Annotated in this window: 21 protein-coding genes; 7 read left to right on the top strand and 14 right to left on the bottom strand. The window is 71.3% G+C overall.

Annotated features, from left to right (window positions below):
* Nucleotides 1–270 precede the first annotated feature (270 nt).
* Together ACFWMZ_RS13855 and ACFWMZ_RS13850 are read right to left on the bottom strand one after the other, a co-directional pair.
* Nucleotides 271–1,158 (bottom strand): VOC family protein, encoded by an 888-nt coding sequence (locus ACFWMZ_RS13855; protein WP_383171247.1) that lies wholly within the window; start codon nucleotides 1,156–1,158, stop codon nucleotides 271–273.
* 59 nt (nucleotides 1,159–1,217) lie between these two features.
* Nucleotides 1,218–2,402 (bottom strand): acyl-CoA dehydrogenase family protein, encoded by a 1,185-nt coding sequence (locus ACFWMZ_RS13850; RefSeq protein WP_383171249.1) that lies wholly within the window; start codon nucleotides 2,400–2,402, stop codon nucleotides 1,218–1,220.
* Nucleotides 2,403–2,706: 304 nt separating this feature from the next.
* Here ACFWMZ_RS13850 and ACFWMZ_RS13845 point away from each other — a divergent pair, with 304 nt between their 5' ends.
* Genes ACFWMZ_RS13845 through ACFWMZ_RS13830 form a run of 4 tightly spaced genes read left to right on the top strand, consistent with a single transcriptional unit; the run spans nucleotide 2,707 to nucleotide 5,726 of the window.
* The gene (locus ACFWMZ_RS13845; protein WP_383201603.1) at nucleotides 2,707–3,873 is read left to right on the top strand and encodes a Rieske 2Fe-2S domain-containing protein; all 1,167 of its coding nucleotides are present in this window, start codon (nucleotides 2,707–2,709) and stop codon (nucleotides 3,871–3,873) included.
* A 47-nt stretch (nucleotides 3,874–3,920) separates the two neighbouring features.
* Nucleotides 3,921–4,151, top strand: a complete 231-nt coding sequence (locus ACFWMZ_RS13840; protein ID WP_383171255.1) for a hypothetical protein — start codon at nucleotides 3,921–3,923, stop codon at nucleotides 4,149–4,151.
* Entirely contained in the window at nucleotides 4,148–5,191 is a 1,044-nt protein-coding gene (locus ACFWMZ_RS13835) for a 2Fe-2S iron-sulfur cluster-binding protein (RefSeq protein ID WP_383201600.1), read from the top strand. Before ACFWMZ_RS13840 ends, ACFWMZ_RS13835 begins: the two co-directional genes overlap by 4 nt.
* 34 nt (nucleotides 5,192–5,225) lie before the next feature.
* On the top strand, nucleotides 5,226–5,726 hold the full coding sequence (locus ACFWMZ_RS13830) for a flavin reductase family protein (RefSeq protein WP_383171261.1): 501 nt from the start codon (nucleotides 5,226–5,228) through the stop codon (nucleotides 5,724–5,726).
* Between the two features lie 162 nt (nucleotides 5,727–5,888).
* On the opposite strand, the gene ACFWMZ_RS13825 is transcribed toward ACFWMZ_RS13830, so the two are convergent.
* From ACFWMZ_RS13825 to ACFWMZ_RS13800, 6 genes are all read right to left on the bottom strand, one after another.
* A complete protein-coding gene (locus ACFWMZ_RS13825; protein WP_383171264.1) occupies nucleotides 5,889–6,770 on the bottom strand; it encodes an SDR family oxidoreductase in 882 nt (293 codons plus the stop codon).
* Nucleotide 6,771: 1 nt separating this feature from the next.
* Nucleotides 6,772–7,800 carry an acyl-CoA dehydrogenase family protein gene (locus tag ACFWMZ_RS13820; protein ID WP_383201599.1) on the bottom strand — a complete coding sequence of 343 codons (1,029 nt, stop codon included), beginning with the start codon at nucleotides 7,798–7,800 and terminating at the stop codon, nucleotides 6,772–6,774.
* A 9-nt stretch (nucleotides 7,801–7,809) separates the two neighbouring features.
* Nucleotides 7,810–8,946 (bottom strand): acyl-CoA dehydrogenase family protein, encoded by a 1,137-nt coding sequence (locus ACFWMZ_RS13815; RefSeq protein WP_383201596.1) that lies wholly within the window; start codon nucleotides 8,944–8,946, stop codon nucleotides 7,810–7,812.
* A gap of 3 nt (nucleotides 8,947–8,949) precedes the next feature.
* Complete coding sequence (locus tag ACFWMZ_RS13810) at nucleotides 8,950–9,714, bottom strand: enoyl-CoA hydratase family protein (protein ID WP_383201593.1); 765 nt, start codon at nucleotides 9,712–9,714, stop codon at nucleotides 8,950–8,952.
* A 50-nt stretch (nucleotides 9,715–9,764) separates the two neighbouring features.
* The gene (locus ACFWMZ_RS13805; protein WP_383171276.1) at nucleotides 9,765–10,850 is read right to left on the bottom strand and encodes an NAD(P)H-dependent flavin oxidoreductase; all 1,086 of its coding nucleotides are present in this window, start codon (nucleotides 10,848–10,850) and stop codon (nucleotides 9,765–9,767) included.
* 200 nt (nucleotides 10,851–11,050) lie between these two features.
* Nucleotides 11,051–11,872 carry a MaoC/PaaZ C-terminal domain-containing protein gene (locus tag ACFWMZ_RS13800; RefSeq protein ID WP_383171279.1) on the bottom strand — a complete coding sequence of 274 codons (822 nt, stop codon included), beginning with the start codon at nucleotides 11,870–11,872 and terminating at the stop codon, nucleotides 11,051–11,053.
* A gap of 308 nt (nucleotides 11,873–12,180) precedes the next feature.
* Here ACFWMZ_RS13800 and ACFWMZ_RS13795 point away from each other — a divergent pair, with 308 nt between their 5' ends.
* Genes ACFWMZ_RS13795 through ACFWMZ_RS13785 form a run of 3 tightly spaced genes read left to right on the top strand, consistent with a single transcriptional unit; the run spans nucleotide 12,181 to nucleotide 14,765 of the window.
* Entirely contained in the window at nucleotides 12,181–13,044 is an 864-nt protein-coding gene (locus ACFWMZ_RS13795) for an SDR family NAD(P)-dependent oxidoreductase (RefSeq protein ID WP_383171282.1), read from the top strand.
* 47 nt (nucleotides 13,045–13,091) lie between these two features.
* The gene (locus ACFWMZ_RS13790) at nucleotides 13,092–13,808 is read left to right on the top strand and encodes a hypothetical protein (protein WP_383171285.1); all 717 of its coding nucleotides are present in this window, start codon (nucleotides 13,092–13,094) and stop codon (nucleotides 13,806–13,808) included.
* 33 nt (nucleotides 13,809–13,841) lie between these two features.
* Nucleotides 13,842–14,765: an aldo/keto reductase gene (locus ACFWMZ_RS13785; protein ID WP_383171287.1), complete on the top strand. Its 924-nt coding sequence runs from the start codon at nucleotides 13,842–13,844 to the stop codon at nucleotides 14,763–14,765.
* An 87-nt stretch (nucleotides 14,766–14,852) separates the two neighbouring features.
* Here the strand turns inward: ACFWMZ_RS13785 and ACFWMZ_RS13780 are convergent, their stop codons facing one another.
* The 6 genes from ACFWMZ_RS13780 to ACFWMZ_RS13755 form a co-directional block, all read right to left on the bottom strand.
* The gene (locus ACFWMZ_RS13780; protein WP_383201590.1) at nucleotides 14,853–15,599 is read right to left on the bottom strand and encodes an SDR family NAD(P)-dependent oxidoreductase; all 747 of its coding nucleotides are present in this window, start codon (nucleotides 15,597–15,599) and stop codon (nucleotides 14,853–14,855) included.
* Between the two features lie 90 nt (nucleotides 15,600–15,689).
* A complete protein-coding gene (locus ACFWMZ_RS13775) occupies nucleotides 15,690–17,669 on the bottom strand; it encodes a flavin-containing monooxygenase (RefSeq protein ID WP_383171292.1) in 1,980 nt (659 codons plus the stop codon).
* 83 nt (nucleotides 17,670–17,752) lie between these two features.
* Nucleotides 17,753–18,706 carry an alpha/beta hydrolase gene (locus tag ACFWMZ_RS13770; RefSeq protein ID WP_383201587.1) on the bottom strand — a complete coding sequence of 318 codons (954 nt, stop codon included), beginning with the start codon at nucleotides 18,704–18,706 and terminating at the stop codon, nucleotides 17,753–17,755.
* A 269-nt stretch (nucleotides 18,707–18,975) separates the two neighbouring features.
* Nucleotides 18,976–20,127, bottom strand: coding sequence for an acetyl-CoA C-acetyltransferase (locus ACFWMZ_RS13765; protein WP_383171297.1), 1,152 nt, complete (start codon nucleotides 20,125–20,127; stop codon nucleotides 18,976–18,978).
* Nucleotides 20,128–20,175: 48 nt separating this feature from the next.
* Complete coding sequence (locus ACFWMZ_RS13760) at nucleotides 20,176–20,979, bottom strand: SDR family oxidoreductase (protein ID WP_383171299.1); 804 nt, start codon at nucleotides 20,977–20,979, stop codon at nucleotides 20,176–20,178.
* The gene (locus ACFWMZ_RS13755) at nucleotides 20,976–22,172 is read right to left on the bottom strand and encodes an acyl-CoA dehydrogenase family protein (protein WP_383171301.1); all 1,197 of its coding nucleotides are present in this window, start codon (nucleotides 22,170–22,172) and stop codon (nucleotides 20,976–20,978) included. The genes ACFWMZ_RS13760 and ACFWMZ_RS13755 overlap by 4 nt, the downstream gene beginning before the upstream one ends.
* Nucleotides 22,173–22,269 lie beyond the last annotated feature (97 nt).

Genomic DNA, 22,269 nt, shown 5'->3' with positions numbered 1-22,269 from the left:
ATATCCCCTCTTCTTCGTGTGGGTCCTGTTTTTTTTTTTTACCGTTGCCGGGGGGGGGGGCCCCGGGGTGGGGGGGGCGTCCTGGGGGGGGGGGGGGCGGGCGGGGGCCCCGCCCCGCTCCCCCTTCTCGTACGGGTGCGCCTGAGGGGCTGCGGCTACCGGGCAGCGGAGGCCGCCGGCGCCTGGACGGTTGCCTCAGCGCCGGATTCCGTGGGTTTCCCCCGGGACGGAGACCGCGCCTGTCCAGGGGCCGGGGGCGGGGCGCCGACGTCAGCTGAAGTCCCAGCTGTGCCCCCAATAGCTGTCGGCCGTGATCTCCTCGGCGGTGTAGGAGTCCTCCTGGACCAGCGCGCCCGCCCACCCGATCTCCAGGTCCCAGCCGCCGGGTGTGCGCACGTAGAAGGACACCATCTTGTCGTTGGTGTGGCGCCCCAGCGTGGACGACAGGTGGTAACCGGCCTTCAGGACCCGGTCGAGCGCCTGACCGACCTCGTCGAGGGTCTCGTATTCGACCATGATGTGCACCAGAGCCGGGGCTTTGAGTTCCGGTGAGGGCAACAGCGCCAGGCTGTGGTGGCGGGCGTTGACACCGAGGAAGCGCAGTCGGACCGGCCTGGCCTCGGGCGGGGTCGGCATCCGGAACGCGCCGCGCGGGAGGAAGCCGAGCGTTTCGGAGTAGAAGCGGAAGGCGCCGTCGAGGTCACCCACCGGGACGACCACGTGGCCCGCGCCCAGCTCGCCGGTGACGAAGCGGTTGCCGTACGGGGTGGCGAGCGGGCTGTGGTCCAGGGCGGGCCCGTGGAAGATCTCGACGGGTGTGCCGCCGGGAGCCTCGAAGGCGAACGCCGTTTCCACCCGGCGCAGGTCGCACTCCGCCTGGGAGAGGGATTTGGCCGGGACGCCCGCCGCCTCGACCGCTCGCCGTACCCGGTCGAGCGCCAGGTGGTCGCGGACCTCCCAGCCGACCGCCTCGACCCGGTCCTCCTCGCCGGGCAGGATCACGATCCGCCCGGCGCGCTCGTCCATGCGCAGGTAGAGCGCCTCCGTCTCCGGACCGCTCCCCTCGGCGAATCCGGCCGTCTCGAAGGCGAAGGTGCGCCAGGCCGCCATGTCGGTGGCCCGGATCCTGACGTAGCCCAGCGAGCTGATGTCGCCCATCGTCTTTCTCTCTTTCCGGTCAGTTGCGGTGATCAGTACGTGGTGTCCGGCGGGCAGGCTCAGATCAGGCCGCGCAGTGAACCCTCGGGCTCGATGCCCATCGAGGTGAGCGTGGCGGCGTGGTAGGTCGAACCAGGAGTGTGGATGGCGTGCTGGAGGCCGACGTGGGCGTCGCGCCAGAAGCGCTGCATGACGTTGTGCCGACGCACGGCGTTCCCGCCGGAGCGGGCGAAGATCTGATCGACCGCGGCGACCGCACGCCAGGCGCAACGGGTCTGGTTGCGCCGAACGACCGCCCGGTCCTCGAAAGTGATGTGCTTCCCGGCCTCGGCCTTGTCGTACAGCCGGCAGATGCCGTCGAGAAGCTGGGTGCGGGAGGCGCTGATCTCGGCGGACGCCTCCGCGACGGCCGACATGACGTACGGGTCGTCCTTGATCCGGGTGCCCATGGCCGTGACCCGCTCGCGCTGGTAGTCGAGATGGGCGGCGAGCGCCCCCTCGGCGATCCCCACCACGGCAGAGGTGATGCCCAGCGGGAACATCGCCCAGAACGGCAGCTTGTACAAGGTGTCCGAGCGGCCGACGCGTTCCGCCGCCTTCTCGCCCTCAGCGACTCCTCCGGCGTCGATGGTGCGGTAGGCGGGGACGAAGGCGCCGTCGACGATGACGTCCTTGCTGCCGGTACCGCACAGGCCGATCACGTCCCAGGAGTCCGGCACGATCGTGTAATCGGCGCGGGGCAGCACCACGTGGAGCATCTTGACCGGTTGCAGCGGCTTGCCGTCGGGGCCACCGACCAGCGCGCCGAGGAAGACCCAGTCGCAGTGGTCGGTCCCGGAGGAGAAGTTCCAGTGCCCCTTCAGGGTGTAGCCGCCGTCGACCGGCGTGGCGACGCCCTGGGCCGCGTACGGGGAGGCGATCCAGGTGTCGGGGTCGTCCCCCCACACCTCGGACTGGAGCTCGCGGTCCATCAGCGCCATCTCCCACGGGTGCACCCCGCCGACGCCGCACACCCAGCCGGTGGACCCGCAGCTTCGGGCGACGGCCATGACCGCCTCCGCGAAGTCCCGCGGATGGGCCGCGTACCCGCCGAAGTCCCGCGGTTGCAGCATCCGCATCACTCCTGCCTCGCGGACGAGCTTGACACTCTCGTCGGAGAGCCTGCCCAGGCCCTCCGTCTCCTGGGCCGTTGCTGCCAGGAGTGCCGAAGCCTCCTCGACCCGGCGGACCACCTCGTGCGCCATCACAACCTCCGAATGCTCGCCCCGAACCCGGCCCTCGCCGTTCGCCGGCCGGTCGGCCCGACGCTAGGCCGCTCGGGGCACGGTGTGCGCCCGGCCCTCCCGCTGACCGGGACGGCCCGGGCGCCGGCGCGGCGGGTCCTCCGACGAAGGCAGAGCCGCCCGTCCGTCCCGGTCAGCGGGAGCGGGCCTTCCGGCTCGGCCGTCCGCTTCGCACGATGACGATCGGGAGCGGCCCTCCGGAGCCGCCGGGCCGACACGCCGCTCCTGGGCGGACAGCCCCCTGTCGCGCACATATGGAGGAGCGATGGCAACAGTCGAGACGGACGATGGCGCCCGCGTCATCGAAGCCGGGACACCCCCCGTCCGGTACGCCCGGGGCTGGCACTGCCTGGGCCTCGCCGACACGTTCCGGGACGGTAAGCCGCACGCCATCCAGGCGTTCGGCACCAAACTCGTCGTCTTCGCCGACACGGCGGGAGAACTCCAGGTCCTCAACGGGTACTGCCCGCACATGGGCGGAGACCTGACCCAGGGCACCGTCAAGGGCGACGAGGTGGCCTGCCCCTTCCACGACTGGCGGTGGGCCGGAAACGGCCGCTGTGCGAGCATCCCGTACTCACGGCGGGTCCCTCCGCGTGCCCGCACCAAGTCCTGGCCCGTCCTCGAACAGAACCGTCAGCTGTTCGTCTACCACGACCCCCAGGGGAAACCCCCGCCCCCCGAGCTGGAGATCCCGCGGATCGACGCCGTCTTCTCCGACGAGTGGTCGGACTGGACGTGGAACTCGGTCCTCATCGAGGGCGCCAACTGCCGCGAGATCGTGGACAACGTGGTCGACATGGCCCACTTCTTCTACGTGCACTACTCGTTCCCCGTGTACTTCAAGAACGTGTTCGAGGGGCACCTCGCCACCCAGTACATGCACTCCACCGGCCGCGACGACGTCAGCTTCGGCACGGCCTACTCCAAGGCGGAGGGCGAGGAGAAACGGGTCAGCCGATCCGAGGCCACGTACTTCGGTCCCTCGTACATGATCGACTGGCTGCACGGTTCCAACGGCCTCATCGACACCGAGACCATCCTCATCAACTGCCACTACCCGGTGAGCCCGACGAGCTTCCTCCTCCAGTGGGGCTGCATCGTCAAGAAGGCGCCGGGCCACACGGACGAGGCGGCCCAGGCCATCGCCGCGGCGACCGCCAAGGGGGTCGAGGCCGGCTTCGTACAGGATGTCGAGATCTGGCGGAACAAGACCAGGATCGACAATCCGCTGCTCTGCGAGGAGGACGGTCCGGTCTACCAGCTCAGGCGCTGGTACGAGCAGTTCTACGTGGACGCTGATGACGTCACCTCCGAGATGACCAACCGGTTCGAGTTCGAGCTGGACACCGAACGCGCCGTGGAGTTCTGGTCCCGCGAGGTCGAGGACAACCTGGAGCGCCAGGGCGGCGTGCCGCTCCGCCCGGCATGAGCGCGAACGGACGGGTACCGCTCGCGGACCCGGAAAGGGCGACCCAGGTGCAGCACCTGTCGTGCGAACGCTGCGCGACGCCGGTGCTGGTACGCAAGAGCAGCCTGGCGCAGACCTCCGTGCAGTGGCCCGACGGCGCCGAGGGATGTGAGGAGTTCGCCGAAGTGCTCGCCGCCGACGGCAGGCCCCGGACCGCGGTGATCCCCACCTGCGCCCGGCTGCGCGCGACGATCGAACAGGCCGTGCGATCAGGGGAACTGGCGGTGGTCGACCAGTGAGCGACCCGATCCTCACGCTGCGCGTGGCCGAGGTGACACCGGAGACGGACGACGCGGTGTCCGTCTCCTTCGACGCCGGAAAGGCCGGCCGACTCGACTACCGGCCGGGCCAGTTCCTGACGCTCCGTGTCCCGGCGCAGGAGGGCTGGGTGGCCCGCTGCTACTCGCTCTCCAGCGCCCCGGGGGACCCCCGCCCGACCGTGACGGTCAAGCGGGTGCCCGGCGGCATCGCCTCGAACTGGATCTGCGACCGGCTGCGCCCCGGAGACACGGTCGAGGCGCTCCTCCCGGCCGGCCGGTTCACCCCCGCGCCCGACCACCGCGACCTGCTGCTCCTCGCCGCGGGCAGCGGGATCACTCCGGCGATGTCGATCCTGCGGGCGCGGGCCCGTGAGGGAGGCAGTGCCCTTCTGGTGTACGCCAATCGCGACGAGCGGTCGGTGATCTTCGCGGCCGAGCTGCGGCGCCTGGTCGAGGAGCACCCGGACCGGATCCAGGTGGTCCACTGGCTGGAGACGCTCCACGGCCTGCCCGACGCGGCCAGGCTGGCCGCGCTGGTCCGGCCCTGGGCCGCCGGCGCCGACGCGGCTCTGCTCTGCGGACCGGCGCCCTTCATGGCGGCGGCGGCCGCGGCCCTCACCGCACTGGGGCTGGACCGTGCGCGGGTGCTGACCGAGGAGTACCGGTCGCTCGCATCCGACCCGTTCGCCGTTCTGTCCGCCGCCCCCGGGCCGGAGCCCGCCGACGAAGCGGGCGCCGGCACCGGCACCGGCACCGTCACCGTCGAACTCGACGGTGAACGGAAGACATTCCCCTGGCCGGCGCGTACCACCCTGCTGGACCTGTTGCGCGCCCAGGACCTCGACGCCCCCTTCTCGTGCCGCGAGGGCTCGTGCAGCGCCTGTGCCTGCCGGGTCGTCGACGGCGAGGTGAAGCTGCTGCGCAACACCGTGCTGGAGGAGGAGGACCTGGCTGAGGGATACACGCTGGCCTGCCAGGCGGTACCGCTCACCGACCACGTCGAGGTCGTCTACGACTGAGCCGCCCGGCTCACCACCCACCGAAGGAGTTCCGATGCTGCCCAGTGTGAACGCACGGATGTTCCGCACCGTCCTGGGGCAGTTCGCCACCGGCGTGACGGTGATCACCGGCCTCGACGGTGAAGAGCGGCTCGGCCTGGCCTGCCAGGCGTTCTCGTCGCTCTCCCTCGATCCGCCCCTGGTGCTGTTCTGCCCGGGACACACCTCCACGAGCTGGCCGCGCATCCGCCGATCCGGCAGCTTCGGGGTCAACGTCCTGGCCGAGGACCAGCGTGAGGTCTGCGAGGCGTTCGGCAGCCCGTCCGGCCGCAAGTTCGACGCGGTCGGTTCGCGGCGCACCCCGGCTGGGACCATCGTCCTGGACGGAGTTCTGGCGTGGCTCGGCTGCACGATCGAAGCAGTGCATCGCGGCGGCGACCACGACATCGTCGTGGGCCGGGTGCAGGAACTGCGCGTCGAACGGCCGGACGGTCCGCTGCTCTACTTCCGGGGCGGACACGACACCCCTGCGGCGCTCACGCCGAGCGCTCGCTGAGCACGCCCCGCGGCGTCGGCGACGCCCCCGCCCGACGCCGATCACGCCCCCGCGGCGAGGACGCCGCGGGGGCCGGGGCCTGACCGCCCTTCGGCCCCGCACCCGCGTACCTGAAAGCGCGGCCCGGCATGCTCTGCCGGGCCGCGCATCCGTGCGTCGTGGTCAGGCGCCGTAGACCTCGGCCGGTTCCGGGCTCTCGGCGAGCAGTTCGCTCACCGCCGGCCCTATCTCGGCGGGGGACCAGCGGCGTTCGAGGACGCGCTGCGGGCCGTGCCGCCAGCCGTCGGCGAGGCCGATCGCCCCGCCCTCGCTCTCGAAGACCCGCCCGGTGACCTCACCCGACCCAGTGGAGGCCAGCCACACCACGAGCGGTGAGACATTGCCCGGGTGCATGGCGTCGAAGCCTGATTCGGGCACGCGCATCTTCTCCGCGAATGCCCCGACGGCCTCCGTCATCGGCGTACGAGCGGAGGGGGCGATGGCGTTCACGGTGACGCCGTACCGGGCCAGCTCGGCTGCCGCGATGACCGTGAGTGCGGCGATGCCCGCTTTCGCCGCACCGTAGTTGCCCTGGCCGACGCTGCCCATCAGCCCCGCGCCCGAAGTGGTGTTGATGATCCGGGCGTCCACCGGGCGGCCCTGCTTCGCGCACTCACGCCAGTACGCCGCTGCATGCCGCAGCGGCGCCGCATGGCCTTTGAGGTCGACCTTGAGGACCAGATCCCACTCCGCTTCGGTCATGGAGACCAGCATGCGGTCGCGGTTGAGTCCGGCGTTGTTCACCAGGGCGTCCAAGGTGCCGAACTCGGCGACGGTCCGGCCGATCAGTTCCTCCGCGTATCCCCAGTCGCTGACGTCGCCGAGATCGGCGACCGCGGTGCCGCCGGCCGCGTCGATCTCGGCGGCCACGGCCTTCGCCGTCCCGCCGAGATCGTTGACCACGACCCGGGCGCCCTCGGCGGCCAGAGCGAGGGCGTGCTCACGGCCCAACCCCTGGGCCGCACCGGTCACGATGACGACCCGGTCCTGACAGATTCCGCTCATGTCACGCTCCTTCGCTTACGTCGTCGGCCACTCCGGTGAGTCCGAGCCGCCGCGCGATGAACTCCCGGTGCTCCGACGGGCCGCCCCAGTCCGAGGCCAGTGCCCAGGCCCGCTTGGCATACAGGTGGAGGTCGTACTCGGTGGTGTAGCCCATGGCGCCGTGGCACTGGATCGCCGTCCGGGCCGCCATGCGGGCGGCGTCCGAGGCGAGCACCTTGGCCATCGCTGTGCGTACGGCGGCCTGCGGGTCCCCGACGGCCTGCGTCCAGCCCGCCGCGAGAACCGCCGGCCGGGCGAACCGCACCGCCAGCGTCACGTCGGCCAGAGCGTGCTTGACCGCCTGGAACGACCCCACCGGGACGCCGAACTGGCGTCGCTCCCGCACGTAGTCCACGGTCAGTTCGAGCATCCGCTCACTGAGCCCGACCAGCAGCGCGGACGTCGCCAGCACACCCCGTCGACGTGCCTCTGCCGCCGCCACGGGACCTTCGGCCAGCACCAGCCCGGCCCCGGTCCGCGGGGTGACCCGGGCCAGTCGGCGTGAGCCGTCCACCGAGCCGACCGGCTCGATACCCACCTCGTCCCGCGTGTACAGCCGTAGCTCGTCGTCGCCGGACAGGGCGATCAATTCCGCACGGGCCGCGAAGGGGACCGGTGCGCCGGGGCAGAGCGAGACCGTGAGCAACGCTGATCCGTCCAGTACCGCGGGAAGGTGGGGTGCGCCGGCAGCGGCGAGCAGCGGGGCTCCGACGGCCACGGTCTCCGTGGCGGGGACCGGGAGGCCGCTGCGGCCGAGCGTCTCCATCAGCGGGGGCAGGGCGTTCTCGTCGAGTCCGAGACCGCCGCCGCTCTCGGGGACGAGGGTGGCGGTGACGCCGACCCCGGCGAGCGTGCGCCACACGGCGTCGACGCTTTCGGCCGGGCCGCCGGGCCAGCCGGCCCGGATCCGCTCGGCGCCGGCCTGCTTGGCCAGTACGTCACCGGCCGCTTCGGCGAGGGCTGTGTTCTCCTCGGCTATGGAGAAGCGCATGGTCCGCGGTCACCTCCTCGGCAGGCCGAGCAGCCGCTCGGCGACGATGTTGCGCTGGATCTCGTTGGTCCCGGCGTAGATGGGGCCCGCCAAGGAGAAGAGGAAGCTTCGGCTCCACGGACCGTCGGTCTCGGCCTCGGGTCCCAGCAGATCGACGGCCGTCTCGTTCAGGGCGATGTCCAGCTGGGACCAGAACAGCTTGTTCAGGCTGGACTCCGCGCCGATCTGCCGCCCCTCCACGATCGAGGTGACCTGCTCCAGGGTGAACAGGTCGTACGCCTGGGCCTCGATCCACGATTGAACTACCCGGTCCCGGTGGGCGCCGGGGCCGCCCGGGCGCGTGCGCGCCAGGTCCAGCAGCCGGTCGGCGGCGTGCAGGAAGCGGCCGGGAGAGCGCAGGGTCAGCCCGCGCTCGGAGCCGGTCGTCGCCATGGCCACCCGCCATCCCTCCCCGACCTCGCCGAGCACGTCGGCGTCGGGGACCATCACGTCGTCGAGGAAGACCTCGGCGAAACCCTCGTCCCCGTCGAGGCGTTCGAAGCCGCGCACCGTGACTCCGGGAGCGTCCAGGGGGACGAGGAAGTAGGTGAGGCCGCGGTGGCGCTCGGTGTCCGGATCGGTGCGGAACAGGCCGAACAGGTGTGTGCAGAACGCGCCACGGGTCGTCCAGGTCTTCTGGCCGGTCAGCCGCCAGCCGCCGGCCTCCTCGTCGCGGACCGCCCGGCTCCGGGTCGCGGCCAGGTCACTGCCCGCGCCGGGCTCCGACCAGCCCTGCGCCCACAGGTCCTCGGCCGCGGCCATCCGGGGCAGCACGCGCCTTCGCTGCTCCTCGGTGCCGAACGCGAAGACGGTGGGGGCCAGCAGAAAGATGCCGTTCTGGGTGACCCTGGCGGGCGCCCCGGACCGGTGGTACTCGTCCTCGAAGACCAGCCACTGCCACAGCGACGCGTCCCGCCCGCCGTACTCCTCGGGCCAGGACACCACCGACCAGCGGGCCTCGAACAGGGTCCGCTCCCACTCCAGATGGGCGGCGAACCCCTCGCGGGTGTCACCCGACGGGAGCGGGAATCTCGGGACATGGCGGGCGAGCCACTGTCGTGCCTCCTGCCGGAAGTCCTCTTCCGCGCGGTTCCAGGTGAGGTCCATGGCTCACCGCTCCCCGTCGGCGGACCGCCCGAAGGCGTCCCGGACCTCGTGCGCGACCCCGGAGAGGTTGACCTCGAAGGTGAACCCCTGCTCGTAGCGGTAGCTGCGCTTCACGTCCCACAGGTCGATGCCGCTGAACGCCTCCTTGGCGGCACGGATCACCGCCGTGTTCTTTCCGGCGATCTCGCCCGCGACCTCCCGGGCCCGCTCGCGCAGCCGGTCGCCCGGCACGACGTCCAGGACGGAGCCGAAAGCGTGCAGTTCGGCCGCGCTCGCGGTGGCGCAGGTGTACATCATGGCGCGGGCCTTGTGCTGGGGGACCAGTCGCGAGAGGTGGGTCGCGGCCCCCAGCGCGCCGCGGTCCACCTCGGGCAGCCCGAAGTACGCGTCCTCGGCCGCGATGACGATGTCCGAGTTGCCGACGACGCCGATGCCGCCCCCCAGGCAGAACCCGTGCACCGCGGAGACGACCGGAACCGCGCAGTCGTAGATCGCGGCGAACGCGGCGAAGCAGCCGCGGTTGACGTTGATGATGGCGCTGTGGCCGTTGTCGGCCTGGAGCTCCTTGATGTCCACGCCGGCGTTGAAGCCGCGGCCGAGGGCGCGCAGTACCACCACCCGCACGGCCGGGTCGCGGCCGAGTTCCCCGACCGTCTCCGCCAGGCGGAACCAGCCCGCGGCCGGCAGGGCGTTGACCGGTGGGCAGTCGACGACGACCTCGGCGATACCGAGTTCGTCGACGGTGGTCCGGATGATTTCGGTGCCCATACGTTCTCCTGGATGTGACGGGGGTGGTGGCGAGGGCCGGTCGGTCGCGGTCATCGCCCGCTGTCGGTCAAGCGCGTGAGGGTCGCATGGGCCTCCGCGATGATGCGGTCGATGAGCTCCTGGCAGCTGGGCAGGTCCTCGATGACGCCCGCGACCTGTCCCGAGGCGAGGGTGCCCAGATCGGTCCGGCCGTCGACCATGCTGGCGCGCAGCATCATCGGCGTGTTCGCCGCCATCAGGACCTGGGACCAGCCCAGGTCGTGGCTGCGGCGCATGGCGACGCCCTCGCGGACCATGTCGGGCCACGACGTGCCGGAGACCTTCCGGAAGGCGACCGCGTGGCGCAGCGAGCGTACGAGGCGCGGCAGCGCCCGCTCCCTCAGCAGCCGCTCCACCGGCGGAGTGCGCAGCACCCGTTGGGGGATGCCGTCCAGGACCGGGGTGACGACGGTGTCGGTGACGGAGCGTTCGAGGTACTCGGCTTTGACCGATTCCCGTACGGTGCTGTCGCTGGTCAGCAGGAAACGGGTGCCCATCGCGATGCCCACGGCGCCCTGGGCCAGCGCGGCCACCAGGCCCCGGCCGTCCCGGAAACCGCCGGCGGCGATCACCGGGATGTCGACCGCGTCCACGACCTGCGGGAGCAGGATCGAGGTGGGTACACCACCGGTGTGGCCGCCTCCTTCGCCGCCCTGTACCACGACCGCGTCCACTCCCCACGCCTGGACCTTCTCCGCGTGGCGGCGGGCGCCGATGGACGGGATGACCACCAGGCCGGAGTCCTTCAGCTTGCGGATGACGCGTTCGTTCGGCGCGAGGGCGAAGGACGCGATGCGCACACCCTCGCGCACCAGGAGATCGCCGCGCTCCAGGAGGTCGGGCGCGTCGCCGCGCATGTTCACGCCGAACGGCGCATCGGTGCGCTCGCGGATGACGCGGATCGCGTCGCGGGTCTGCTCCAGAGTGAGCGTCGCGCTGGCCAGGATGCCCAGGCCGCCGGCCGCAGCGGTGGCCGCGGTGAGTTCGGGACCCGAGACGTAGCCCATCCCGGTCTGGACGATCGGATACCGGACGCCGACCAGGTCGCACAGCGGTGTGCGCAGGGAGGGATGGACAGAGGAGTTGGGGGCGGTCATGCCGGATCTCCTTCTCGCGCGGCCGGCGCGGGACGGCGTCCCGGCGGGCAGGGGGGCGGGGTGTCGGGCGAGAGTCCCGGCGCCCTTCGGGCGCGCGGCGCGTTCGCGGTCCGGCCGATGCGCTCGGGCGAGCCCCTTCGCGGGGCCCGCAAGGTGAAACTCTACCAAGCGCTTGATTGGTTTCGTAGTCCGGGTGCACCTCACGTGCGGCCGAAGCGGACGCGGCCGCCGGACAGTACGGAGTCTCCCTGCCGGGTGACTTCGAAGTCGGCCCCGCCTCCGCCCCGCCAAGCCGTGACGTCGAGCGCCTCGCCGGGCAGGACCGGCGCGGCGAACCGGCCGTACAGCTCTGTCAGGTCGGCGGGATGGGCGCCGAGGGCGTCGGCGACCCGCAGTACGGTGCCCGCGAGGGTGCACAGTCCGTGCAGGATCGGCCGTGGCTGCCCGATGGCCGCCGCGGCGGCGGGGTCGATATGGATGAGATGGCGGTCGCCGGCGAGCCGGTACAGGGCCGCCTGGGCGGGGAACGTCTCGTACTCCGCTCGGTGGGTGGGTTCTCCCTCGGGCGCGGGCGGGCGGCCGGGTCCCCGCTCGCCGCCGAACCCGCCGCGATCGGGCGCGAAGATCGACCAGACGGCGTGGAAGTAGGCGCTTTCCACCGCCACGTCGAACACGGCGGCTCCGCCCTTGTCCCACACGTCGGCGACGGTCGCCGCGCAGGTCACCTCCCCCGACGGCGGCAGCGGCCGGTGGATCGTCAGCCGTTGTGCCCCGTGGAGCGCGGGGGTGTCGCCGAAAGCGCCCCGGTCCGCCAGCACGTCCGGCGCCCACTGGGCGAGTGTCAGGGCGAAGGTGGGCAGGACACGCAGGTCGCGCTCGAACACCAGGTCCAGGTCCTCGACGGGGCGGGCGCCCACGGCGAGGGCGTAGAGGATCGCGTCGCGTTCGTCGTAGCCGACCGTCCTGCTGCCGAGATCAAGGCCTCGCCAGTGTCCGGCGGGCTCACGTTTCTGCTGGTCCATCGCACCATCCAATCAAGCGCTCGCTTGGTCTGGCAGGGTAGGGAACGGAGCGTGCGGCAGTCAACGGACGCCGCCGCGGGTTCGGGCGCGGCTGACAGAATCCCGCTCAGTGAGATCCGCCGGAGCCTCCTTGCGGCGGTCGCGGTAGGGAGTCCGGTAGGAGAGAGGCTCGCGGACGCCGAAGGCGACAGCCGCGCTCCCACCGCCGTCGCGGCGGACGGGTACACCGGTGGACCGCCCTGGTCGATGCCGGACGGACTCCCGTCCGCCGGACGGAACATGTGTCAGATCTACGGAGGGGAGAGGCGATGGCCGGCTCAGCGGAGGTGTTCGGCGGGGGCACCGCGGTGATCACCGGCGCGGCCGCAGGCGTCGGAGCGGGACTCGCCCGGCACGCCGCGCTCGCGTTGGGGATGAGCGTCGTGCTCGTCGACGTCGACGCGGCCGGGCTGGAGCGCACCTGCGCCGACATCACCGACGACGGAGGACGCGTCGTCCCCGCCGTCGTGGACGTACGGGACGCCGACGCGGTGCAGGGCCTGGCGGACCGCGTGGCCCAGGAGTCGGGGCCCCTGCGCCTGCTCGTCAACAACGCGGGAGTGCAGCAGTTCGGCTACTTGTGGGACACCCCGGTGGCCAACTGGGAACGGCTCGTGTCCATCAACGTCAACGGTGTGTTCCACGGTGTGCGGGCCTTCATGCCCCGCCTCATCGCCCAGACCGAACGCGCGTGGGTGCTGAACCTGGCCTCCATCGGCTCCGTGACGGCGTGGCCGTTGCAGACGCCGTACATCATGAGCAAACACGCCGTGCTCGCCATGACCGAGTGCCTGCGCCAGGAGGTCGAGCTGGTCGGCGCCGGCCACATCCAGGTCAGCGCCGTCCTCCCCGGGGCCGTGTCCTCCCGCATCTTCGACGAGGCGGGTGGAGTCGACAGCGGCGACCTCACCGCCGCCGACAAGGAGCGCGAGGCGATGTTCCGGGTGCGCGAGCGGTCCATCAGCCCGGAGGAGGCCGCCGCGACCATCCTGCAACAGGCGGCGGACGGCGAGTTCTACATCGTCACCCAGCCCGAATCCGTGCTCGGCGCCATGCGGGACCGCGCGGACCAGCTGACCGCGCGCCGCGCACCGGCCGCCCCGCGCAGCCGCTTCGCCGCGCCGGGGCCCTGATGAGCACAACTCACCGCATATCATCACCACGAGGAGATGAGTGAGACATGGTGTCGACGAACACCGTCCGTGAGGGCACCCCGGCGGGGACCGTGCCCGTACCGCGTACGAGCCTGGGCCATCTCGCCCTCCATTTCCGGCCGGGCGAGCGCGCCCTGGCGACCCGGTTCTTCGAACTGCTCGGCGCCCGCGTCCAGGAGTTCCCCAACCAGTTCTCCGACGAACCGCTGTACGTCATCGCGATGGACCGGGACACCCCGGCCCGTGCCGACAACATCGTCTACCTGTTCGCGCTGAAGCCCGCGCAGCTCGAACTGGAGGCCGTCATCGCCGAGCGGCTCGGCCTCGGCACCGACGACGCCCATCCGGCGCTGGTGACCTTTCTCGGCCAGCGGGAGAAGTGGCCGGAGTCGTACCTGCACCTCGGCCTGCACTACAGCAGGCTGGAGGACCTCGAAGCGGCGGTGACCGGACTGCGCGCGGAGATCGCGAACAACCCGGAATTCGGTCCCCGCGTCCAGGGCCTTCAGGTACTCAAGGCCCGCGGCGAGGAGGGCGACCGGGAGATCGAGGAGCGCATGGCGGCCTCCGAGGTGTTCTCACGGACCGAGGAGTACGCCTACGGGCGGCACGGGGCCCAGGTGCACATCCGCACCGACCTGTTCGCCACCGGACTCAGCCTGTTCGGCTCGGTGGTCGAGCTGGACTTCGTCTTCACCGGACCGGGCCGGGAACGCAACGCTTTCAACTCACCCATTTCCTAACTCTTTCACCAGCGTCAACAGGGAGCATGCACTATGGACAAGCGTCCGCTCGGCGGGGACGGACCGGCACTGTCGGTGGTGGGCCTCGGCTGCAACAACTTCGGGATGAAACTCGACCCCGAAGCGACCGCGGCCGTGGTCGGTGCGGCACTGGACGCCGGCATCACCCACTTCGACACCGCCGAGATGTACGGCGAGGGCAAGTCGGAGGAGTACATCGGCGCCGCACTCGGCCGACGCCGGGACGAGGCCGTGCTCGCGACCAAGTTCCTGCCGCGCCCCAAGGAGGAGTCCTACACTCCTGGAGCGCTGCGCCGCCGGATCATCGACGCCTGCGAGGGCAGCCTGCGTCGGCTGCGGACCGACCGCATCGACCTGTACTACCAGCACTACCCGGACCCCGAGGCGCCCGTGGAGGAGGCACTGGAGACGCTCGACGAGCTGGTACGGCAGGGCAAGATCCTGCACATCGCCTCGTCGAACGTGACCGGCGCACAGCTGGAGGGCGCGGCGGACACCGCCGCGGCGGCGTCGCTCACCCGCTTCTGCGGCACCCAGTTCGAGTGGAACCTGCTCTCGCGAGAGGCGGAGCAGGAACTGGTGCCTGCCGCCCGGGGCCGCAGGACCGGGCTCGTGCCCTACTTCCCGCTGGCTTCGGGCCTGCTCACCGGTAAGTACCAAAGGGCACAGGCGTACCCGCCCGGCTCGCGCTTCGACACCATGGCCTTCTTCGCGGACAAGGTCGTGAACGACGCCAACTTCGACCGGATCGAGCTTCTGACCCGGTTCGCCGCGGAGCGCGGCCATACCCTTCTGGAGCTGGCCATCGCCTGGCTCGCCGCACAGGACGGTGTCGCCTCGGTGATCGCCGGCGCCACCACACCGGAGCAGGTGGCGGCGAACGCCGCGGCCGGCGCGTGGCGGCTGACCGAGGAGGACCTGGCCGCGATGCCCTGACAGGCGGTACAGCGGGGGAGGGCGGGCGGTGGCCAATCCACCGCCCGCCCTCCCTGCTGTCCGGCTCCCTCGCCGGGGCCGTCGGCCTCAGCGGGTGACGCTTCCCCCGTTCAGATCGATGGTCTGGCCGGTGAGCCACGACGCCTCGGGCGAGGCGAGGTAGGCGACGGCCGCCCCGACGTCCTCGGGCCGGCCGAGGCGCCCGACCGGAATGCCCGCCGAGATGTCGGCGATCCCCGGTCCTCCCGCGCTCTGCATCAGACCGAGCGCCAACGAGTTCGCTGTGATGCCGGCGCCCGCCTCCTCCTGGGAAATGTGCCGGATGAAGCTCTCGACACCGCTCTTGCCGGACCCGTACAGCGACACCCCGATCGCGAGGCCGGTCCGGCCGGCGCCCGAGGAGATCTGCACGATGCGCCCCCAGCCCGCCTCACGCATACCGGGCAGGACCCCGTGCACACAGTTCATCGCCCCGAACAGGTTGATCTCCACCGGCCCTCGCCATCGCTCGGGCGCGATGTCCCGGAACGGGCCGTAGCCCATGTCGGCCGGGATCCCGGCGTTGTTCACCAGGATGTCGACGTGCCCGTCCAGGGCCTCTCCGACTCGCGCGACGCCCGCCCGCACGGCGTCGAGGTCGGTGACGTCGAACGGCACCGGTACGGCCGTCCCTCCCGCCTTCTCGATCTCGGCGCACGTGGCCTCCGCCCGCTCGGCGCGCAGGTCGTTGACCGCTACAGCGGCGCCTTGTCCGGCCAGCGCGAGGGCAATCCCGGCCCCGGCGTTCTGGCCGGCTCCGGTCACCAGGGCCACATGGCCGGTGAGGTCGAACATGCTCATCTCGTTACGTTCCTTTCTGCAGGGCGTCCCCGGCGAGCGATGTCATCTGCGGGGCCGGAGCTCGCCGGCCCCACCGGTCCCGGCTCAGTCCGCTCCCGGGGCCGAAGGGCCGCGGTGCAGCAGTAGAGCGTCGGGGTCCGGCTCGCGCAGCATCGACCAGTAGTCGACGAGTCGCCACGGACAGCTCACCCAGGCACGTCCGGCGGCGTTGCGGTAGTAGCCGTTGGCGGTGCCTGGGTGCTGCCACACGGTCCGGTCCAGCTCGGCGTCGACCCGCTCGTTGTACTTCCGGGTGGCTTCCGGCGTCGGCTCCATCGCCGTGTAGTCGTGATCCACCAGATGGCGCAGGCACTCGACGGCGTAGTGGACGTGCTCCTCGCTCGTCACGTTGTGCCCGCCGCCGTGGTTGGGGGCGGCGTTGGGCCCGGCACTGACGAAGAAGTTCGGGAAGCCGGGGACCATGACGCCCAGGTGCGCGCGCGGATCCCGGCCGCCGTCCCAGCACTCCGAGAGGGTGACACCATCGCGTCCCACGACATCGAGGAAGCTCAGGTACTCCAGCCGGAACCCGGTGGCCCAGATGATCACGTCGGCCGGCAGGAACTCGCCGTTGCTCAGGCGCACCCCGTCCGGTTCGATCCGCTCGAAGGTCGCTCGGTGCAGGGCGACGTCGTCCCGCCGGGCCGCGGCCAGGAACCCCGGGTCTTTCACGATGCGCTTGGCGAACGGCGGGAAGTCGGGGGTGAGCATCTCCACGAGGTCGGGCCGATCGGCGAGCTGCTCGTGCAGGTACCGGAGACAGACCTGCATCAGCGCATCGTTCGCCGGTGAGGAGGAGACATGGTTCGCGTACCACTCCTCGTCGATCCGGGGGATCGCGTAGCTCTTGTCCGCCGTGAACCAGTGCGTGACCAGCCGGTGCCACTGCTGGTAGTAGGGCAGGTGGCGCATGGCCCACCGGGCGGCGTCGACGACCTCGCTCACCACGTCGCGCTCGGGGGCGATCCAGTGCGGCTGGCGGAAGACGACGTCCAGATGCGCGACCCGCTCCGCGAGGCTCGCCACCACCTGCACCGACGTGCATCCTGTGCCCAGCACGACGACGCGTTTGCCGTCCAGCTCGACGGAATCGTCCCATTCGGCGGTGTGCATCGTGGTGCCGGCGAACGATTCCCGTCCGGGCACCTCGGGGACGGACGGACTGTTCAGGACACCGGTCGCGGTGATCACCGCGTTCGCCTCGTACACCTCCGCGCCGCCGGGTCCCGCCACCTCGACCCGCCAGACCTGACGCTCCTCCACCCAGGTGCAGCCGCGTACCCGGTGGGACAGGGCGATGTTGTCCCGGATCGCGTACTTGTCCGCGACGTGGTGCAGATAGCGCAGATACTCCGGGCCGGTCGGATAGAACTTCGACCAGTCGGGGTTGAGTTCGAAGGAGTACGAGTAGAAGTGGCTCGGGGTGTCCACGGCAGCGCCCGGGTAGGTGTTGCGCGCCCAGGTCCCCCCGATGTCGTCGCCCGCCTCGAACACCCGGTACGAGAATCCGGCCTCGGCGAGCTTCACCGCCGCGTTGATGCCGATCATCCCGGCGCCGATCACCGCGACCCGGAAGCCGGGGGGCACCGGCCGGTGGTCCCCGCTGGAGCCGGGGAGGTACTCGAACCCGGACTGCTCACGCAGGTAGGGCTCGTACTCGGGGGTGACATCGTCGTCGGTGGCCACCCGGGCCATCTCCAGGAACAGGGACTCGTCCGGGTCCCGCAGGGCGGGATCCAACCCGCGTGGCAGGATCTCGTGAGCGCGCCGTCGCACCTCGTCGGCGACCTCCCGCGGGTACTGGCCGGGCGCGAGGTCGTGGTCGGGTTCCGCCTCCTTGGCGGCGGCGAGCCGTTCCCGGAACTCGGTCAGCAGCGCACGGTCTCCTGTGGCGTGCACCAGTGTCATCAGCAGGGGGCCCGGCTCCGCGGCGTCGATCGCGGCGCGCAGTTGTGCGGCGTCGGCGTCGGGCACCGGGTTCACCACCCGGGTCGAGCGGTCGTCGGAGATCACGGACGTCGTCATGAATCCTCGCATCGGTGAAGTGGCTGGAGGGCTCGGGGAGGGCGGGGCGCTGCGCTCGTACCGCACGGGCTCCCGCGCAGGCCTCACCAGGGAAGGGGGTGTGCCACCTTCGCCCGCAGCAGGCCCGAGATCTCGGCCAGGGCCTGCCGGCCGCGGGCCAGGTGGTACAGCTGCATGAGAAAGCCGTGGCCCACTCCCGGGTACCGGGTCAATGTGGTCTGCACCCCGGCGTCGCGCAGCCGGGCAGCGTAGCGCTCGGACCAGTCGCGCACCGGGTCCATCTCGCCCACCGCGATGATGGCGGGCGGGAGCCCGGCGAGATCTCCGGCGTAGGCCGGGATCTCGTCCGGGCCGGGTTCCGGTGCGCCTGTGCGCGCGAGGTCGTGCAGATAGGAGAGGTCGTCGCGGCTCAGTCCGGGTGCGTCGGCGAACGCCCGGACGGAGTCGGCGGCCATGTCGCGGTCGAGACCGCCGTACATCAGAATCTGACAGAACAGCCGGGGGCCGCCCAGGTCACGGGCGCGCAGCGCGACCAGCGCCGCCAGCGTGCCGCCCGCGCTGTCGCCCGCGACCGTGACCCGGTCGGGCAGCACGCCCAGCTCCGCGGCGTGCGAGACCACCCACTCGGTGGCCGCGTAGGCGTCGTCGATCTGCCCGGGCGGAGGGTGCTCAGGGGCGAGGTGGTAGTCGACGGCGAACACGCGATGACCGGTGTACGCGGCGATTGCCCGCGCGAGCGGCTCGAAGGAGTGATTGCTGCCCATCACCATGCCGCCGCCGTGGAAGTACACGATCGCCGGCAACTCGGTCGCCACGGTCGGGCTGTAGACCCGGATCGGAAGCACGCCGTGCGCACAGCCGATGTCACGGTCCTCCACCCTGGCCATCTCCGGCACCGCGGCCGGATGCGGCAGCGCCTCCAACGCGGCGCGGACGGCCCGCAGCCCCGTCTCGCGCATGCCTCCCCCGCGCTGCGCCCGCCGCAGTTCGTACAGCGCGGCGGCGTCGGGGTCGGGCGTGGGAACGTGCTGCGACATCGTCGAACCCCTCGGTGGAAGGCAGGGCACGCGGACCGCGGCGGCATTCCGTGCCCGGCCCGCTCATGGCTCGCGGTGGGCACCACTCCGACGCCGCACCCTTCGGAGCGGGCGGCCCAGTGGGCCCGCTTCGTAGTCTGGTCCGCCGCGGCCGGCTTCGGGCGGCGGTTCCCACTGACCGGAACGGCGGCCGGTGCGCGCGCCCGGGGCGGGCCTCCGCCGGTCGGCGGTGAACCGAGCAAGCGTTCACCAGGGTGCAGGCGTGGTGTTCAGAGCCGTTCGAGGATGGTGACGTTGGACTGGCCGCCGCCCTCACACATGGTCTGCAACCCGTACCGCCCGCCGGTGCGCTCCAGTTCGTTCAGGAGGGTGGTCATCAGCCGGGTGCCGGTCGCGCCGATGGGGTGGCCCAGGGCGATGGCACCGCCGTTGACGTTGACCCGGTCCAGGTCGGCGCCGATCTCGGCGGCCCAGGCCAGGACGACGGAGGCGAAAGCCTCGTTCACCTCGAACAGGTCGATGTCGCCGACCGTCATCCCCGCCCGGTCCAGGGCTCGTCGGGTGGCCGCGATGGGTCCGGTCAGCATCCACACCGGATCGTCGGCGTAGACCGACAGGTGGTGGACGCGGGCGCGGGGAGAGAGGCCGTGCTGGCGTACCGCCCGCTCCGAGGCGACCAGAACAGCCGAGGAGGCGTCGCTGATCTGGGAGGCCAGCGCGGCGGTGATCAGACTGCCCTCCCGCAGGGGCGTGAGAGAAGCCATCTTCTCCGGTGAGGTGTCCCGGCGAGGGCATTCGTCCGTGCCGAACTCCCCGACCGGTTCGATCTCGTCCTTGAACCGCCCCTCTTCGATGGCGGCCAGTGCCCGTCGGTGGCTGCGCAGGGCGAAGGCTTCCATCTCCTGCCGGGAGAGCCGCCATTTCCGGGCGATCATCTCGGCCGCTCGGAACTGCGAGATCTCCTGGGTTCCGTAACGCTTCACCCATCCCGGAGACTCGGCGAAGGGTGTGCTGAAGCCGTACTGCTCGCCCACCGCCATCGAGGCGGAGATCGGAATGACGGACATGTTCTGCACACCGCCGGCGACGATCAGGTCGGCCGTGCCGGACATCACGCCCTGCGCCGCGAAGTGCACCGCCTGCTGGCTGGAACCGCACTGCCGGTCGATCGTCACGCCGGGGACGTGGTCGGGCAGCCCGGCCACCAGCCACGCGGTGCGGGCGACGTCGCCAGCCTGCGAACCGATGGTGTCGTTGCAGCCCAGCACGACGTCGTCCACGGCGCCGGGGTCGACGCCCGACCGCCGTATCAGCGCGCTGATGGCATGGGCCGCCAGGTCCGCGGAGTGCATGGCGGACAGGGAACCGCCGCGCCGTCCCACGGGGGTGCGGACGGCGTCGATGATGTAGGCCTCGGCCACGGTCCTCCTCCTTCTCGCTGCTCGGGCTTTCTCAGTGCTCCGGAACTCTCAGGCGTGCTGGCTGCTGACCGAGACGACCTCGCCGGTCATGTACGAGGAGTAGCCGCTGGCCAGGAAGACCATGACGTTGGCGACCTCCCACGGCTCCGCGGCCCGGCCGAACGCCTCCCGGCCCTTCAGCTCGTCGAGGAACTCCTCGGTGGTGACCTTCGCCAGGAACGGGTGCAGCGCCAGGCTCGGCGACACGGCGTTGACCCGGATCCCGAAGGGGGCGAGATCCGCTGCGGCGCTGCGGGTCAGGGCCATCACCCCGGCCTTGGCAGCCGCGTAGTGCGCCTGCCCTTCCTGGGCCCGCCAGCCGATCACCGAAGCGTTGTTGACGATCACGCCCTTGCGCCCGGCACGGGCCATCCGGCCGCCGGCGGCGCGGAGGCAGCGGAAGGTGCCGGTGAGGGTGATGTCCAGGACCCGGGACCACTCCTCGTCGGTCATCTCCAGCAGGGAACGGGTGCCGCCGAGCCCCGCGTTGTTGACCATCACGTCGACCCCGCCGAACGGTTCCGCCGCGTCCAGCAGGGCGTTCACCTGCTCCTCGCGGGTCACGTCGCAGACGGCCGAGGCCACACGGTCGTCACCGAACTCCTCGGCCAGCTCCTTCACGGCCCCGGCGAGGCGGGCCTCGTGGACGTCGCCGAGCACCACGGCCCGTGCCCCCTCCTCCAGGCAGCGGCGCACCACCGCGGAGCCGATGCCGGCCCCGGCCGCGGCGGTGACCACCACGGTCCGGTCGGTGAGCAGTCCGTGTCCGGGCACGTACTCGGGCGGGGCCTGCTCGGCTTTTCGTGTGTTCACGCCTTCGGCTCCTTCGGCAGGCCGAGCACGCGCTCGGCGATGATGTTGCGCTGAATCTCGTTCGAGCCGCCGTAGAGGGTGTCGGCCCGGCTGAAGAGGAACAACCTCTGGAACGCGTCGAGTTCGTACGGCGCGGACTGGGCGGTCAGCGAGGCCGCGCCCGCCACCTCCATGGCCAGCTCTCCCAGATTCCGGTGCCAGGTCCCCCACAGGAGCTTCGCGATCGACGCCTCGGGGCCCGGCGAGCCCGAACCGGCCAGCATCCGCAGTGCGTTGAGCCTGATCAGTTCGAGTCCCATGTGGGCTCGGGTGATCCGGTCCCGGATCGCGGGTTCGTCGATCGCGCCGGTGCGCCGGGCCAGTGCCACCACCGTTTCCAGCTCGCGGGCGAAGCCGATCTGCTGTCCCAGGGTGGAGACGCCGCGTTCGAATCCGAGCGTGGCCATGGCCACCTTCCAGCCGTCGCCGGGGGCGCCCACGACGAGGGAGGCGTCGGTCCGGGCACCGTCGAAGAAGACCTCGTTGAACTCCGATGTGCCGGTGAGCTGGTTGATGGGCCGTACGTCGACACCCTCCTGCCGCATGGGCACCAGCAGGTAGGAGAGACCGGCATGCCGTACGGAGCCCGGTTCCGTCCGGGCGATCACGAAGCACCAGTCGGCCAGGTGCGCCAGTGAGGTCCACACCTTCTGGCCGTCGATCACCCATCGGTCCGGCTGCCCCGGATCAGCCGCGGTCTCCAGACGGGCCCGGGTGGAGACGGACGCCAGGTCCGAACCCGCGTCGGGCTCGGAGTAGCCCTGGCACCACAGCTCCTCGACGAGACGGATCCGCGGCAGGAAACGGTCCTTCTGTTCCTGGGTGCCGAACGCGATGAGAGTGGGGCCGAGCAGTTCCTCGCCCAGGTGGTTGACCCGGGCGGGCCCGTCGGCCCTCGCGTACTCCTCGTGGAAGACGACCTGGCGGGACAGGGAGAGCGCTCTGCCCCCGTACTCCTGCGGCCAGCCGATGCAGGTCCAGCCGTGGGCGGCCAGGTGCCGGTCCCAGGCGAGCCGTTCCTCGTACGCCTCGTGCTCGCGGCCCGAACCGCCGCGTCCGCGAAGGCCGGCGAAGTCACCGGAGAGATGCGTTTCGAGCCAGTCCCGTACCTCCTGGCGGAAGGCTTCGTCCTGCGGTGAGTGGGCCAGATCCACGAATCCCCCTACAAGAGGCAGTCGGTGTTCGGTGCTGGTCGGCACGTGAGGTTTCGCCTACACTACCCCACCAAGCACTTGTTTGGTCAACGTCCAG

It is taken from the genome of Streptomyces sp. NPDC058373 (assembly GCF_042723275.1).
Classification (GTDB): Bacteria; Actinomycetota; Actinomycetes; order Streptomycetales; family Streptomycetaceae; genus Streptomyces.
This window is presented reverse-complemented; position numbering and strand designations above follow the sequence as displayed.

Excerpts from the sequence above, each read along its gene's own strand:
- ACFWMZ_RS13825 (WP_383171264.1), bottom strand. The coding sequence starts at position 6,770 with ATGAGCGGAATCTGTCAGGACCGGGTCGTCATCGTGACCGGTGCGGCC.
- ACFWMZ_RS13855 (WP_383171247.1), bottom strand. The coding sequence starts at position 1,158 with ATGGGCGACATCAGCTCGCTGGGCTACGTCAGGATCCGGGCCACCGAC.
- ACFWMZ_RS13775 (WP_383171292.1), bottom strand. The coding sequence starts at position 17,669 with ATGACGACGTCCGTGATCTCCGACGACCGCTCGACCCGGGTGGTGAAC.
- ACFWMZ_RS13805 (WP_383171276.1), bottom strand. The coding sequence starts at position 10,850 with ATGACCGCCCCCAACTCCTCTGTCCATCCCTCCCTGCGCACACCGCTG.
- ACFWMZ_RS13820 (WP_383201599.1), bottom strand. The coding sequence starts at position 7,800 with ATGCGCTTCTCCATAGCCGAGGAGAACACAGCCCTCGCCGAAGCGGCC.
- ACFWMZ_RS13815 (WP_383201596.1), bottom strand. The coding sequence starts at position 8,946 with ATGGACCTCACCTGGAACCGCGCGGAAGAGGACTTCCGGCAGGAGGCA.
- ACFWMZ_RS13780 (WP_383201590.1), bottom strand. The coding sequence starts at position 15,599 with ATGTTCGACCTCACCGGCCATGTGGCCCTGGTGACCGGAGCCGGCCAG.
- ACFWMZ_RS13850 (WP_383171249.1), bottom strand. The coding sequence starts at position 2,402 with ATGGCGCACGAGGTGGTCCGCCGGGTCGAGGAGGCTTCGGCACTCCTG.
- ACFWMZ_RS13795 (WP_383171282.1), top strand. The coding sequence starts at position 12,181 with ATGGCCGGCTCAGCGGAGGTGTTCGGCGGGGGCACCGCGGTGATCACC.
- ACFWMZ_RS13785 (WP_383171287.1), top strand. The coding sequence starts at position 13,842 with ATGGACAAGCGTCCGCTCGGCGGGGACGGACCGGCACTGTCGGTGGTG.
- ACFWMZ_RS13810 (WP_383201593.1), bottom strand. The coding sequence starts at position 9,714 with ATGGGCACCGAAATCATCCGGACCACCGTCGACGAACTCGGTATCGCC.
- ACFWMZ_RS13800 (WP_383171279.1), bottom strand. The coding sequence starts at position 11,872 with ATGGACCAGCAGAAACGTGAGCCCGCCGGACACTGGCGAGGCCTTGAT.
- ACFWMZ_RS13845 (WP_383201603.1), top strand. The coding sequence starts at position 2,707 with ATGGCAACAGTCGAGACGGACGATGGCGCCCGCGTCATCGAAGCCGGG.
- ACFWMZ_RS13830 (WP_383171261.1), top strand. The coding sequence starts at position 5,226 with ATGCTGCCCAGTGTGAACGCACGGATGTTCCGCACCGTCCTGGGGCAG.
- ACFWMZ_RS13770 (WP_383201587.1), bottom strand. The coding sequence starts at position 18,706 with ATGTCGCAGCACGTTCCCACGCCCGACCCCGACGCCGCCGCGCTGTAC.
- ACFWMZ_RS13790 (WP_383171285.1), top strand. The coding sequence starts at position 13,092 with ATGGTGTCGACGAACACCGTCCGTGAGGGCACCCCGGCGGGGACCGTG.